Source organism: Marinobacter sp. V34 (assembly GCF_055524115.1).
Genome location: NZ_JBUPZY010000006.1, coordinates 24,011 through 37,678, shown reverse-complemented (window position 1 = coordinate 37,678; position 13,668 = coordinate 24,011). Strand labels below are relative to the sequence as shown.

The following is a 13,668-nucleotide window of genomic DNA, read 5'->3' as shown; positions in this document are numbered from 1 at the left end:
TACTGTCTGAAATCTGTCACCTAACCCACCGACACTGTTCTCTCGAAAACCAATAACCCACTCGAGAGAGAGCAGGACCATGGCAAAGCATGATCTGGATCCCAACTACCTGGATCCCAATTACGAGCCCGTAGTCAACCATTCAAGCAATACGCCCTTTCATCAGGTCCTCGCGGCCCGTCTGCAGCGCCGCACCGTTATGAAAGGTTCCGTTGGCGCCGCGTTGGCCAGCGTCATGGGATTGGGCCTCGCCGGCTGTGGCAGCGATGACGACGATGATAGTAATGGTATGACCACCGGAAACCCCGCCAATACGGACCTGGGGTTCAAAGCCGTTGCCAGATCCACCGCAAATGAAATCGTTGTTCCCGAAGGCTATTCCTCAGTCACGTTCCTGCCCTGGGGTACCCCGATCACCGGTTCCTATCCTGAGTACAGCGCCGATGGCACCAATACCGGTGCTGATCAGGAACAGCAAATGGGCATGCACCATGACGGTGTTCATTTCTTCCCGATTGACCAGAAGGCGGGTGGCAACAGCTCAACCGAAGGCCTGTTGGTGATGAACCATGAGTATATTAATCAGGCTGCAATTCATGCCAACGGCCCGACCAATGCGGGTGATAATGGTGGTGTCCGCCCCGCCGACGAGGTTCGCAAGGAAATTGCCGCTCACGGTGTGTCTGTTGTCCACATCAAACGTGACACCAACGGTACCTGGGACATCGTCTTTGGTAGCCCATTCAATCGTCGCATCACCGGCAACACTGAAATGGACATGCGGGGCCCGTTGCGTGGCTACAGCAAGCTGGTAACCACCTACAGCCCGGACGCGACCGAAACTCGCGGTACCCTGAATAACTGCGCGATGGGCCCGACGCCCTGGGGAACTTATCTTGCGGCGGAAGAGAACTGGCATGGTTACTTTGCCAATAGTGATGCGACCCAGCCCCGCGAGCAGACCCGGCATGGTGTAGGTAGTTCGAGCCGATACGACTGGGAGCTGGCAGATAGTGCGGCCGATCAATATGTACGGTTCAACGTGAGCATGACCGGGGCTGCGGCTACAGACGATTACCGCAACGAGGCCAACACCTACGGTTTCATGGTCGAGATTGATCCGTTTACGCCGGAAAGCAAACCCCAGAAACGAACCGCATTGGGACGCTTTGGCCACGAAGGCGTCATCTTTGCGCCGGCAAAGGAAGGAGAGCCGGTGGTGTGTTACTCCGGTGACGACTCGCGTTTTGAGTACATCTACAAGTTTGTGTCGTCCCAGCCATACTACGCCGCGACGGCCGGTGGTTACCTGCTGGATGAGGGTACCCTGTACGTTGCCCGTTTCAACGAGGATGGCTCAGGTGACTGGCTGGCGCTGGACCTGGACGACGCGGATTTCGCCAGCAAGGTTGCTGCGGCCGAAGGCAACATGGTTGGCGATATCCAGTTCGACGGTTTTGAGAACCAGGCTGACGTTTTGCTAAATACGCGCCTCGCAGCCGATATCGCCGGTGCTACGACGATGGACCGCCCGGAATGGGGCGCTGTGGATCCCAACTCTGGCGAGGTCTATTTCACCCTGACAAACAACTCGAACCGGGGCCAGCCAGGGTTCGACGACGTCAACGCCGCCAACCCGAACTCTCCCAATGCCACCGGCCACATCATTCGCTGGACAGAAGAAGGTAACGATCACACGGCGACCAGCTTTGACTGGGACATCTTTGTCTTTGCTGGCGAGCAGGGTACGGAAACCGTTGTTGATGGTGAAACCGTCGTCTCACTGAACGACGACAACATTTTCAACAGCCCGGATGGGCTCTGGTTCGACTACAACGGCCGCCTGTGGATCCAGACCGATGGCTCTGATGCTGATCCGTACTTCAACAACATGATGCTGGCTGCCAATCCGGAAACCCGCGAAATCAAGCGCTTCTTTGTGGGCCCCCAGGGTTGCGAGGTTACGGGTGTCGTCAGTACGCCGGATGTGAAGACCATGTTCGTCAACATTCAGCATCCGGACGGCAACTGGCCGAACGCGGCGGAGTCCCGTCCCCGAGACGCCACCGTTATTGTGACCAAAGACGACGGCGGTGTGATCGGAGCCTGACAGAGGCTGCCGCACGTCGATTAAAACAAGCCGCAACACCGGATTTGTCCATCAGGATGGCTTCGGTGTTGCGGTTTTTTGTTTCAGTTCTTCCTCAATCTGCCGTAAAACCAGTATTGCTCAACTAAAGTAGCAGTTATAAGTAAAGGTCAATTCTTTACTCTCACGAGTAGTCGTCAAAAAAGATGCATTCACTAATAATGAAAACAATGAGGTGGATATGGGTTTGCTCAGTCGGCCTGTTCTGGTTGTGGGGATGTCACTCGCCGTTGTCGTCGCCTTTGGGGCTTTTCTGGTGGCGCCGTTGATAGGATTGGATAGCGCGTCGCTGGTGGCTGGCGTGGCTATTGGCCTGGTCGTCGCCACCGCGTATCTGGTTTTACGCGTGCTGGAACCGGCGGAACGTTCCATCAAGCAACTCAACGCCGGTGAGCTGCCAGCGGATAGTCCACTGGGCAAACAGTGTGCAAGCCTCCTTGCGGATGCCAAAGCAGGGCGTGCGCTGGTGGAAACACTGTCTGGCAGTGCCGACAAAAGTGCCATCTCTGCGGCCCAGGTGTCCTACGCGGCCGACCAACTAAAAACCCGCCTGGACCGGCAGGTCAGTGAAACCGCGCACATGGCGGAGTATGCGGGGCAAATTACCGAGAGTGTGCGTGAGTCTGCCCAGCAGGCCACCGACGCTGCAACCATGGCTCTGCAGAATCGTCAGGTGAGCGTTGAGGGCCGTGATGCGCTGACCTCCGCCATCAATAGCGTGCGAGCCGTGCACGAGCAGTCCAGCGAAAACCTCAGGTTAATTCAGGAACTGAACGAGAAATCCAACAAGATCCAGGGTGTTACTACCACCATTCAGGGCATCGCGGAACAAACCAACCTGCTTGCCTTAAATGCGGCGATTGAAGCAGCTCGTGCCGGCGATCAGGGCCGGGGCTTTGCGGTGGTTGCCGACGAAGTCAGGCAATTGGCCGGGCGAACGGCTCAGGCAACAGGTGAGGTGGCCGAAACGCTGCAGGAAATACGTTCCGACACCTCCCTGATTGTCTCGCGGATTGAGGACCTGGCCAAGAGCGTTGAATCCGGCCTGGGGTCAGTTGAAAGCGTTGGTGAGCGCCTGGATCAGATTCGTGATCAGTCCGACCGTGTGCAGCAGCAAGTGGCGCGAATTGCCGAAATTGACCAGAATAACGAGCAGAGTCTGAAGCAGGTGTCGTCGGCCATTGAAACGGTTCGGGACCAGATTACCGAAAGCGATACCAGCGTTGCGTCGCTTGCCCAGCAGGCAGCGACGCTGATGGAACTGGCGGAAGAAGCCAACGCGGCGTTTGCGTTGAACAGCGGTGAAAGCTATCACCGGTTTTTCTACGACCAGGCCCGGCAGGGGGCAGACCGGATTGGTAAGCTCTTTGAACAGGCGGTTCGTGATGGACAGCTGGCAGAAAACGCCCTGTTTGATAAAAAAAGAGCCCCCATTCCTAAAACCGATCCGCCGAAGTATTCGAGCAGCTTTGACCGGTTTACGGATCAACAATTGCCAACTGTGCAAGAAGCGGTGAAAGGGGCCCATCCGTCCATGGTCTTCGCGATTGCCGCAGCGCCGGATGGCTATGTGCCGACTCACAATCGCGATTTCGCTCACGCACCAACGGGTGACCCGAAAGTGGATCTGGTCAAGAGTCGCAGCAAGCGGCTGTTTAACGACCGTACCGGTGCCCGTTGTGGCAGCCATACCCAGAATATGCTGCTGCAGACCTACCGCCGGGATACCGGCGAGGTTATGCATGACCTGTCAGTGCCGATTTACGTGAATGGCAAGCATTGGGGCGGCTTCCGTCTGGGTTACAAACCGGACAGCCGCTGAGCTCCAGCGGTTTCCGGTGCCTGTTGCTGTGATACACTGCGAGCGTGGAGCCAGAGGAGAGTGACTTGTCAGAGCACGAATACGTCCCCGCCAACGCAGATCCCATATCACGACGTGAAGAACCAAGCCGCAACCTGGCTGTGCTGGTTTATATCCTGCAGGCGCTGTCGTTCTTTGTCGGAGGCATTACCGGTCTGGTGGGTGTGATCATCAATTACGTCAAGCTTGATGACGTAAGGAACACCTGGATAGAGCCCCATTTCCGTTGGCAGATACGGACCTTCTGGATCGGCCTGTTATGGACGGTGATTGGCATTGTGACGACGCCACTGATCATCGGCTGGTTTGTGTTGCTGGGCATCTCCATCTGGATCATCTACCGCATTGTAAAAGGTGCCCTGGCCCTGAACGACGGAAAGTCCCCACAGGTGAGTTAGCTTGCACTGACTTCCCTGAGCCGGGTAGCGCTGATGGCGCCGGCCAGCCCCATGAGGCCCAGGGTGATGATGACCGCCACATCCGAGATCATCGCGACGAGGGCTGTCAGCCCGCCGGTTACCAGCAACAGGGCACCGATAACGGTATTGCTGACGGATGTGTAGTCAGTGCGCTTGTTGCCTCCGGCCATATCCACAAGATAGGTCTTGCGCCCGAGGCGAACCCCGGCGTGTGCAATGCTCAAGACGAAGAACGCAGCCGGATAGAACCAGCCTCCGCCAATGCCGCTCCCCACTAACAATGCCGTGACTCCCACCATCAGGCATACGCCGCTGGCAATGATTGCTCCCCGGATCATGACTTGCCTGCTGGATTCATCCGCCATCCAGCCCCATACACTCGCACTGATCGAACTGGCCAGGCTGCTTGCCAGCAGGAACACACCCAGCAGCCATCCGCTGTCGGTGTTTTTTTGGGCGAGCACCACAAAGTAGGGGGATGCCAGCGCGGAACACAGTAGTAAGGCCCGGGTAATCACGAAATGCCGGAATGGAGGGTCATCCCTTAACAGGGAGAGGCTGTTTATCGCGTCCCCCAAGGCGTTACCACCACCGCCGGTTTCGCCCTCGTATTCATCAACAGATGCGAACAGAATGCCAGCGATGACCCAGAGGCTCGCAGCCAGCAATAGCAGGAGGGTGTAGAAGAGTATCCCGGGATCGCCTCGTTCCCAGAACAACAGAGCCGTCAGTACCACGGTGGCGGTGCCACCAATGGTAGAGGCCAGCCCCGATAGCCGGCCCCGGCGCTTCTTGGGGATGCATTTGCCTTGCACGTCTTTCATGGACACCGAACAGAACCCGCGGGCCAGCGAAAACAGCACCAATGCGCCCACCACGCCGGCGCCCGCGGCGTAGCCCTCCAGAAACCAGACGCTCGCTGCCATGCCCAGAACACTGGCCGCCTGGCCAAAGCTTCCCAGGGTCCAGAACCATTTACGCACGGGCTTGCGCCGCACCCAGGCCCCAATCACCATTTGCGGAATCATCGAGCCAGACTCCCGGATCGGGACCAGCCAGGCCACCAGGGCAGGCGCCCCGATAGCGCTCAAAAGCCAGGCCAGCACGGTCTTGGGGCTGATCAGCAAATCACCAAGTTTGGTCAGCACGTTGCTGCCGAGGATCAGGAAGAAATTGCGTGGCACCTCGCGGCAGGCTTCTTCGGGGATGTCCGTGCAAACCCGGGCGTCTTCTTCGTTGGCAATCAGGCTGTAAACCTGGTCGAGGGTGTCCTTGTTTCTGGCGGGCAAGGTGCCGTCCTCCTGAACGAATGGCTTATAAGGATACCAGCTAAGGCCTGTCGCCTTAAGGCAGGAGAACGGAGTTGCGGGGGATTCAGACCAGGTGGTGGTCCCATTGAACCGGCAGATCGGCGATTTGCCGTGGCTGGTTGTCCTGTCCCAGGCGCACCAGTTTTCCGCGTCCGGAGGAAATCAGGAAATCGCCTCCTGACAAAGCCTGAACACCAGCGCAGTCGGGGATAGACGCCCTGGCCAGCAGTTCGCCAGTGATGCCATTGAACACCACGGCGGTGCCACCCACCGGGGACGCGGCAGCGACAAGGTCGCTCTCCGGGTGGGCAACCACGCTGGCGATGTAGTTGGCCAGCGCTGCCTGGGTATCCTCATCGAATCGGACTTCCTGGAGCTGTCCGCTTTCCAGCCGGGCGATGAGGGCAGGTGACTCGTGAAGCGGGCCCTGGTACTGATAGGCAACGTACACCCGGCCGTTTGAACCGGTACTGACGTGACGGGCGCTTTGCTGGTGATGGGCAGGGTTGAATCGCCCAATAATTCGACCACTGTGACGGTTCATCAGGATCAGCGCGGGTTCCATGGTGTCGAGGTTCAGCTTGAGGCGATCGTAGTCCGGATGGGTCATTATGCCGCCCAGGCCAACCACCAGGGTTTCCCCATCCGGGTGCAGTGTCAGTTCATGGGGGCCAATGCCCTGAAGCTCAAAGGTATCGACCCGCCGATAGTCCTGCTCTGCGTCATAAATGGCAATAATGCCCTGTCCCTGTTCGTAGCGGCTGGCGGTGACATAGAGCCATCGGCCGTCGGGGGAGAACACTCCGTGACCGACAAAGTGTTCCCCGGAGGCCGCCTTGACACGATTTGTCCTGTTGCCGCTGTGGGCGTCGAACCCGTAAAACGCCCAGCCGGGCCGGCGTTCGAAAAAAACGACTTGTGAGCCCCCCGGGCGTGCACAGCCGCTATGGCAACGGGTGTCGACTGGCGATTCCCATACGGGCTGGCCTTTGCGGTTGATGGCACTAATGCCGAACTTACCCCCGGGCAGTCCCACGGCGCCGACATACTGATCTGGCGCGTAGTCCGCTTTCCGAGGCAGCAGACTGCAGCCGGACAGGGTGGCTGCCAGTCCTCCCGCCATACCCGCTTTCAGTAATTGTCTCCGGTTGATAAGCGCACCTCCGGGGTGCCTGTTGCCTCTGTTCATCAGTCGCCGTCGCTGGAATTGAAACCGCGAATCACACCCAGTTCAACCGCTGCCTGATCATTGATCAGAGTGGTTAGCTGAGAGACGTCGACGTAGAAGCCCTGGAGCAGGGAAAAGGCGTCGTCGTTGGAAAGCAGTTCGGTCATGGGGCGATGGAGCTCTGGGAAGTGCTCCAGAACCTCTCCGAACTGATTGTCTATTCGTGGAGCCAGTGCTGGCTGGTCGCTTTCCTTGAGCAGTTGCGTCAGGCCAGGCAGGAAAGCCTGTTCCAGGCCGTGAATGGTCGCCTCTATGGTTTTCAGGCTGCTGCTGCTACGCCAGGCATCGGCGGCGTAGATTGATCGCTTGCCGTTTCCACGAAGCCCCATGGGCTGGGCAAGCCGGCGTTCTTCCAGGATTTCCAGGGCGGCCATGCCGGCACGGATCGTGGCGTCGCGGTACTGTTCAGTCGCCAGGTAGTGCTCGCGGAACGCTTGCCATTGGTCATTGAGTTGCCTGCTATTGGCTTCGATATGCCCGGTAATCGCCATCAACAGACTGCAGGTCTTTTTCGCGGGTAGCTCATTGGTGCCGGCATTCAATGGTTCGTCATACAGCAGGTACTCCAGCATTGGAAAACCCTGTACGGCTACGCCGGACTCGGCAATGACATCACTCGATATCGTGTCTTCCGAATTCAACAGGTAGCTGGCCTTGCGGGCAACGAGGTTCTTCGGGTCGGGCCAGAACTGGAACTGCCAGGCAAGGTTGTCGTTTTCGATCGGTCCAAAGTCAACAAAGCGAACCCGTTGCCAGGCCAGGAAGGCAACCAGCCAGGCGTTCTCCAGAGTCTCGCGTGACCCCTGCTCCGATCCGTTGCAGTAGTTATCTGCGGCACCGGATAACTCACTGGTTTCGGCTGCCAGCGATTGGTAGCCCGCAAGGATGCCCTGATGCCATTGCTGTTTCGCCTTGTGGTTCGCTTCAGGCAGGCCTGCAGCCGTGCTGGCAAGTGGAACCAATATCAGGGCAGCAACGCCCACGGCTTTGGTCATTGGTTGCATGGCGTGTCCTCAGAGAGAATTCAGGAAATCCAGGAGTGCCTCCCGGTCTTCGGCGGGCATCTTGCGGTAACGTTCGGCAGCCGGCCCCGCTTCACCACCGTGCCAGAGCACGGCTTCTTCAAACGTTCGCGCCCGCCCGTCGTGGAGGAACCCTGACTGCGGATTAACCAGTTGGGCCAGGCCGATACCCCAGAGAGGCGGTGTTCTCCATTCATTGCCATCGGCCAGGAACTCTCCCCGGCCGTCGGCAAGTGCCGGGCCCATGTCATGCAGAAGCAGGTCGGTGTAGGGCCAGATGGTCTGGTTACTGAGATCGGGGCGATCTGCTGCGGTGCCGGTTTTGTGCCTTGGCGTATGACAGCTGGCACAGCCGGCTTCATTGAACCGTTCCGCACCCTGTTGAACGGACGCCTTATTGAGATTGCGACGCGCAGGCACGGCCAGGCTCTTGGCGTAAAAAGTAACAAAACTGCTCACCTTATTGCTTACTTCCGGAGTGCCGCCGTCGGCAAAATGCCCACAGTTCTGCGCGGGTGTGCAGTCGGTAGTCGTTTTGAGGGTGGAGGTCAGCCCCATGTCACCGGCAAAGGCCCCCATGCTCTGTTGATGGACGTTCGGTTCTGCGGCTTTCCAGCCGAATCGGCCCGGCACGGTCTGCTGGCGTTCCAGGTCCCACACTTGATTGAGCTTGCCGGATATACCGTTGTTGTCCGTGTCCTCCGGGTCAGCCAGTGCCTGGAGACTATCCACTGGAATAGCCTCCAGCAGGCCCATACCAATCATCTGCGGGGCAACCCTTGGAGATACCAGCAGGTCCTCGGGGAGAGGGCCATAGTTGGGGTTCTCGATTTGGTAGACCGGTTTGCGCAGTTCTACTTCGGTGCCGTCCGCAAGGGTTTCCGTCACCGGCTCCCATGCGATTACCAGATCGGCTTCCGGTTTGGTTGCGGGCAGGGCGGCGGTTTGCAATTGGCTGCCGTAAACCGGGGCAGGCTTGAATCCGTGTTTCCGCAGAATCTCGGCATCCTTCTCGGGGCCTGCCGGAACGGCAAGGCGAAGGAAAAGGGAAATGGGCCTGTCATCGGCGCCGGGAGGGTGTCCGCGGCCATCTTTGATGTGGCACCCCTGGCAGGAGTTGGTGTTGAACAGTGGCCCCAGGCCATCGCGGGCATCCGTGCTGGCAGGTGCTTCAACCCAGGGATTGCGGAAGAAGCTGTTGCCAACACTGAAATCCAGGCGCTTGGTCATGGACAGGTTGGCCTGAGGCAGGGAATAAGCATTGTGATCGAACTGATCCACGGTGCCTTCGCCCCCTGTCTTGGCCGTTGCCTGGATCGGGTAAGGTTCCTGGGCGGTGGCCATGGCGAAGGCCGCTGCTACGGCCACTCCCGAAGATAAGGTCAGCAGTAGCAGGGGGCGTTGGCGCATGGTTTCTCTACAACGTGTCGTTACTTTTTAGTGGATCAGCAAGTTAGTGGATCAGCTAGAACGTATGGCCGGCGTCATCAGGCTTGAGCGAGTTGATGCCCAGCTCGCGGGCGGCCTGTTCGATGGAACCGGTTTGCGCCACCAGCGCCATAATCGCGCCGTTCACGATCTCCGCGCCTTTCTCGTTGCCTGGTGCGATCATCATATCGAATTTCATCGGCTCTGACTCTGCTTCGGCGCTGGATTTCATGGTTTTCAGCGCACCCATCGAGTCTTCGAACTGCTGGCTCAGGGTCTCATCCAGTTCCGGGTTGAGTTCGGCGACCAGGTTGGACAGTGACGGTCCGGTCAGTTCAGAACCATCAATCCGGGTGTAGCTGCCGGAATAGATGTTGGCCACACCCTGGCCGTTGTAGTAATGGGAATTGTGGGTATTGTCGCTGAAACAGTCGTGCTCATCCTCGTAGGAGTTGGCTTCCAGGGCGACTTTCATGCGCTCACCGGCCAGCTCACCCAGGGACAGGGAGCCCATGCCAAAAAACATTTTCTGCACAGCAGCATCCGGGGTTTCGGCGAGCAACCGGGAGCGGTAGTTGTCTTCCTGGCCGGGTGCCCACTGGGCGACCATCCACTCTAGATCGGTGATCAGCAGATCGGTCGCTGCATCCAGATAGGCTGCACGGCGGTCGCAATTGCCATGGGTGCACTCTTCGCCCTGGGCGTAGTCTGTTGCAGGGCGTTGTCCGGCGCCGCGATCGAAGCCGTGCAGGTCCTGGCCCCACAGCAGGAACTCAATAGCGTGGTATCCGGTGGCCACGTTGGCCTCCGAGCCTCCGATTTCGTTCAGTTCCGCCAGCAGGTCTGGTGTCAGGCTGGAAGCATCGACTGTAGTGCCGCCAATATTGATCTCCGTGCTGGCGATAATGTTTGCCGTAGCCCCTTCGTTGCCCAGTTCGTATTGGTAGCCATCTTCTTTTACGTAATCAATCAGGCCTTCATCCAACGGCCAGGCATTCAGTTGCCCTTCCCAGTCGTCAACAACGGCGTTACCAAAACGAAACACTTCAGTCTGTTGGTAGGGGACCCTGGAAGCCAGCCAAGCCTGTTTCGCCTTTTGCAGGTTATCTTCGGTCGGGCTTTTCAGGAAGGAGTCCACGGCGTTATCGAGGGATTGCGCGGCGGTCAGAGCGTCTTCGAAGTTTGCATGGGCCAGGTCAGCGTAGTGTTCCACGACATCGGATTTGGTGATGGCTTCTGCTACCGTCGACTCTTCGGTTGCCGAGGATGTGGAGGCGGCTTCTTCGCCGTTGCTGCAAGCTGTCAGTAGCGTCGCAGAGATAGCGAGTACCAGGGGAATACCTGATGCGTTTGGGGGCAGGGCCATTTCGATGTCCTTTCGCTGTTGATTAAATAAAACGTATTATTATTCGCATTATAGAGAGCGGGCGGCCCGTTGCAACGGCTACGAGAATGATTTGCAATTCTATTGGTCCGGCTGAGGATTATTGGACGGAGAGAGCCCCCGGCCCGTCGGAAACGTTTGCCAAATCTGCTCCTGCTGTAGCTTAATGGTGCCCCTATCGTCAGGAGTCTGTAATGCTGAGTTACCTCCACGCTTTTCACGCCGGTAATTTTGCCGATGTTCACAAGCACGCTGCCCTGGTGCTTGCCGTCAGAATGATGCAGGCCAAATCGTCTGCCATCGCCTGCTTTGATACTCACGCCGGTAGCGCCAGCTACGACCTTGCTGGAGAACGGGCGCTCAAAACCGGCGAAGCCGCCGCCGGGATCCAGAAGATCTGGCCGCTTCGGGCCCAGCTGCATTCCGACGACTGGCAGGCCATCCTGCATGGGTTGGCCGCCGGGGAGGGAAAGGACGGACAGTTGGCGAGTTATCCGGGGTCGCCGCGCTGGTTCCTCCGGTATCTGCGAGAGCAGGACTCCCTGACCGCCTTCGAGTTGCACCCCGCCGAAGGCGAAACCCTGGGCCAGTGGGCTGCCAGGTATTCCCGGGTCAAGGTCTTTCAGGAGGATGGATTAAAGGGGTTGCTTCGCCATCTGCCGCCCAGGCAACCAAGGTTGTTGGTGCTGACGGACCCTTCATATGAGATCAAAAGCGACTATGAAGAGGTGGCGCACACATTGGCGCGAGCGTGGCAGAAATGCCGTCATGGGGTGTATCTGATCTGGTATCCGATTCTGGCGGGTTCTCCCCACGAACGGTTAAAGAACGCGGTGTCTGATGGGCCTGTGCGCAAGGTGCTGTGCAGTGAAGTTGCACTTAACCGGGCACCACAACGTGGAATGTCCGGGTCCGGATTGCTGGTGGTGAATCCGCCCTGGGGATTCGACACACGGCTTGCAGGGATGATGGATGCGGTTTCCGATGACGGCTGCCTGGGCCTGGTATCGAAAAGCACATGGCTGGTGCCTGAATAGCGCTATTGGCTGGTCGTATCCGGCGTCGGTGTTGCGGACTCCATGTCTCTGAGCATTGTCAGGAGTTGGTCCATAATGGCCGCTCCGCGCTCGCCAGCCATACGGATATAGGCCTCACGGGCCGGTAGGCTGGCCTCGCGGAAACGGTTCCGCTCTTCCTCGGTCAGTTCAACCACACGGATGCTACTGTTTTCCATGATGGTATTGAGACGGCTTGCATTGAGCTCAGCCTGTACCTCGTAAGCCAGCGGTGCAATCTCATCCATAGCATCTTCCAGCCAGAGTTTCTGGTCTTCGGGAAGGGCGTCAAACCACGACGTATTGGAAACCACTGAGGTGACAAACTGGGCAGGTTTGGCAAACGTCATCACACCCTGGACTTCGTAGAATCCCATCTCTTCAATGGCGAAAACAGGGTTGGCCTGCCCGTCAATGCGGCGTAACTGAAGGTCGCTGTAGACCTGCGAAAAAGGAACCTGGCTGGTTGTCGCGCCATAGGTTTTATAGGTCTCTTCAGCGATGTCCGACGTCATGGTGCGGATGGTGAGTCCGTCGAAGTCCGCGGGGCTCCGCAAGGGCTTGTTGGCGGTCCAGACCATCCAACCCTCAGGTACGAAACCATGAAGCTTGAGGCCCTGCTCCTCGTAAGGCTCGTGGAACAGTTGCTTCAAATCATCGCTGGCAAGGACGCCACGATTCACCTCTTCGTCATCAGACAACAGATAATGGAGGGTGAACACGCCCACCTCGGGAATAACGTTGGCCAGGTGGCCGGGGGAGGCGAAAGCGAGATGGACTGAGCCTTCCCGGGCCAGATCCGTCAGTTGGAGTGACGTGCCAATAGAGCCATAGGGAAAAACATCAACGAGGATGTTGCCATCGGATATACGCTCGATACGGTCCTTGAATTCAAGGGCATAACGGTGTTGTACGCTGCCTTCAATTTCCTCAGGGGCAAAGCGCCAGGTAACGGGGTAGGATGGCTTCTCATCATTGTCACCGCTGGACACCGGTGCGGGGCTGTCTGAACATCCTGCCAGGACAAGCATAACCGTCAAGAGCAATGGGGTTAGCCCGCGGCAGAATCTTCGCATGGTTTGTCTCCATTGGTCTCTACAAAATCATGCCGACAAGATACCACAATCAACGTTGATGATGGCCATTGCGACTTCGCTTGCAGAATCAAAAAGGCCCTGCAATAGCAGGGCCTGAAGCAACCAATGTGGGGAAACGGCTTACATCAGTGCATCAACACGATTCCGAACCTGAGGTTCGCTGTTGTAAGCGGTTGCGATGGAGTTGTAAGTGGGGATGTCCATGCCGGAATCCTCAATCACTGTCACCATCTCATCGTTGGCTTCCATCTGCAGCTCCTGGGCCTTTTGCTGGTTGTCAGCCGCTTCAATTTTTTCCATATATTCATCGCGGATATCGTTGATGCCTTCCTGGGCCTCAACGAACTCCTTCAGTTCCTCGTCGGTAAAGTTGGTTTTCTGGGTGCCGGCTGAGGCAGGGTCACTATATCCGCCGTTGGGATTGGTCGCTTCCGGGCTTTGCTGGTTTTCCTGCGACAGTGCGGGGCCCGCTGCCAGCAGTGCCAGGGATGCGGTCAATGAAATGAGAAGTTTGTTCATGGCGATCTCCTTTTGCGTTGAAGGGACTGCTACGTGTCATTGAATGCAGTCTGACGTTGAAAGGAATGCGATTCCTCGAACGTTGGTGTTGCATAATCAATCTCTGTGCCAGTTTTCTATATTTATAAAATATCAATAAAAACAGTGATTTGGTTGCTTTTAAGCGTTACCTGTGCGTAATGTGTATTGTGGCTAA

Annotated in this window: 11 protein-coding genes; 4 read left to right on the top strand and 7 right to left on the bottom strand. The window is 57.6% G+C overall.

The features are described 5' to 3' along the window. Positions 1 to 79 precede the first annotated feature (79 nt). The 3 genes from AC0B60_RS11265 (at position 80) to AC0B60_RS11255 (ending at position 4,408) form a co-directional block, all read left to right on the top strand. Entirely contained in the window at positions 80 to 2,110 is a 2,031-nt protein-coding gene (locus AC0B60_RS11265) for a PhoX family protein (RefSeq protein ID WP_465085902.1), read from the top strand. Between the two features lie 220 nt (positions 2,111 to 2,330). Beyond that, positions 2,331 to 3,971 carry a methyl-accepting chemotaxis protein gene (locus AC0B60_RS11260; RefSeq protein WP_465085901.1) on the top strand — a complete coding sequence of 547 codons (1,641 nt, stop codon included), beginning with the start codon at positions 2,331 to 2,333 and terminating at the stop codon, positions 3,969 to 3,971. Between the two features lie 65 nt (positions 3,972 to 4,036). After that, the gene (locus AC0B60_RS11255; protein WP_465085900.1) at positions 4,037 to 4,408 is read left to right on the top strand and encodes a DUF4870 family protein; all 372 of its coding nucleotides are present in this window, start codon (positions 4,037 to 4,039) and stop codon (positions 4,406 to 4,408) included. Here the strand turns inward: AC0B60_RS11255 and AC0B60_RS11250 are convergent. The 5 genes from AC0B60_RS11250 to AC0B60_RS11230 form a co-directional block, all read right to left on the bottom strand. After that, positions 4,405 to 5,718, bottom strand: coding sequence for an MFS transporter (locus tag AC0B60_RS11250; protein ID WP_465085899.1), 1,314 nt, complete (start codon positions 5,716 to 5,718; stop codon positions 4,405 to 4,407). The two genes, AC0B60_RS11255 and AC0B60_RS11250, sit on opposite strands and share 4 nt — an antisense overlap. An 85-nt stretch (positions 5,719 to 5,803) precedes the next feature. Next, positions 5,804 to 6,928: a DUF1513 domain-containing protein gene (locus AC0B60_RS11245; RefSeq protein WP_465085898.1), complete on the bottom strand. Its 1,125-nt coding sequence runs from the start codon at positions 6,926 to 6,928 to the stop codon at positions 5,804 to 5,806. Then, the gene (locus AC0B60_RS11240; RefSeq protein ID WP_465085897.1) at positions 6,928 to 7,971 is read right to left on the bottom strand and encodes an imelysin family protein; all 1,044 of its coding nucleotides are present in this window, start codon (positions 7,969 to 7,971) and stop codon (positions 6,928 to 6,930) included. Before AC0B60_RS11240 ends, AC0B60_RS11245 begins: the two co-directional genes overlap by 1 nt. Positions 7,972 to 7,980: 9 nt before the next feature. Beyond that, positions 7,981 to 9,399 carry a di-heme oxidoreductase family protein gene (locus AC0B60_RS11235; RefSeq protein ID WP_465085896.1) on the bottom strand — a complete coding sequence of 473 codons (1,419 nt, stop codon included), beginning with the start codon at positions 9,397 to 9,399 and terminating at the stop codon, positions 7,981 to 7,983. A 55-nt stretch (positions 9,400 to 9,454) separates the two neighbouring features. Further along, positions 9,455 to 10,783 carry an imelysin family protein gene (locus AC0B60_RS11230; RefSeq protein ID WP_465085895.1) on the bottom strand — a complete coding sequence of 443 codons (1,329 nt, stop codon included), beginning with the start codon at positions 10,781 to 10,783 and terminating at the stop codon, positions 9,455 to 9,457. Between the two features lie 212 nt (positions 10,784 to 10,995). Here AC0B60_RS11230 and AC0B60_RS11225 point away from each other — a divergent pair, with 212 nt between their 5' ends. Beyond that, positions 10,996 to 11,838: a 23S rRNA (adenine(2030)-N(6))-methyltransferase RlmJ gene (locus AC0B60_RS11225; protein ID WP_465085894.1), complete on the top strand. Its 843-nt coding sequence runs from the start codon at positions 10,996 to 10,998 to the stop codon at positions 11,836 to 11,838. Positions 11,839 to 11,840: 2 nt separating this feature from the next. Here AC0B60_RS11225 and AC0B60_RS11220 read toward each other — a convergent pair whose 3' ends face one another. Beyond that, a complete protein-coding gene (locus AC0B60_RS11220) occupies positions 11,841 to 12,932 on the bottom strand; it encodes a TRAP transporter substrate-binding protein (RefSeq protein ID WP_465085893.1) in 1,092 nt (363 codons plus the stop codon). 141 nt (positions 12,933 to 13,073) lie between these two features. Next, a complete protein-coding gene (locus AC0B60_RS11215) occupies positions 13,074 to 13,472 on the bottom strand; it encodes a DUF4168 domain-containing protein (RefSeq protein WP_465085892.1) in 399 nt (132 codons plus the stop codon). Between the last annotated feature and the right edge of the window lie 196 nt (positions 13,473 to 13,668).

Bases quoted from the DNA above. Each gene is read 5' to 3' on its own strand.
- AC0B60_RS11235 (WP_465085896.1), bottom strand. From the start codon at position 9,399: ATGCGCCAACGCCCCCTGCTACTGCTGACCTTATCTTCGGGAGTGGCC.
- AC0B60_RS11260 (WP_465085901.1), top strand. From the start codon at position 2,331: ATGGGTTTGCTCAGTCGGCCTGTTCTGGTTGTGGGGATGTCACTCGCC.
- AC0B60_RS11230 (WP_465085895.1), bottom strand. From the start codon at position 10,783: ATGGCCCTGCCCCCAAACGCATCAGGTATTCCCCTGGTACTCGCTATC.
- AC0B60_RS11220 (WP_465085893.1), bottom strand. From the start codon at position 12,932: ATGCGAAGATTCTGCCGCGGGCTAACCCCATTGCTCTTGACGGTTATG.
- AC0B60_RS11240 (WP_465085897.1), bottom strand. From the start codon at position 7,971: ATGCAACCAATGACCAAAGCCGTGGGCGTTGCTGCCCTGATATTGGTT.
- AC0B60_RS11245 (WP_465085898.1), bottom strand. From the start codon at position 6,928: ATGAACAGAGGCAACAGGCACCCCGGAGGTGCGCTTATCAACCGGAGA.
- AC0B60_RS11225 (WP_465085894.1), top strand. From the start codon at position 10,996: ATGCTGAGTTACCTCCACGCTTTTCACGCCGGTAATTTTGCCGATGTT.
- AC0B60_RS11265 (WP_465085902.1), top strand. From the start codon at position 80: ATGGCAAAGCATGATCTGGATCCCAACTACCTGGATCCCAATTACGAG.
- AC0B60_RS11215 (WP_465085892.1), bottom strand. From the start codon at position 13,472: ATGAACAAACTTCTCATTTCATTGACCGCATCCCTGGCACTGCTGGCA.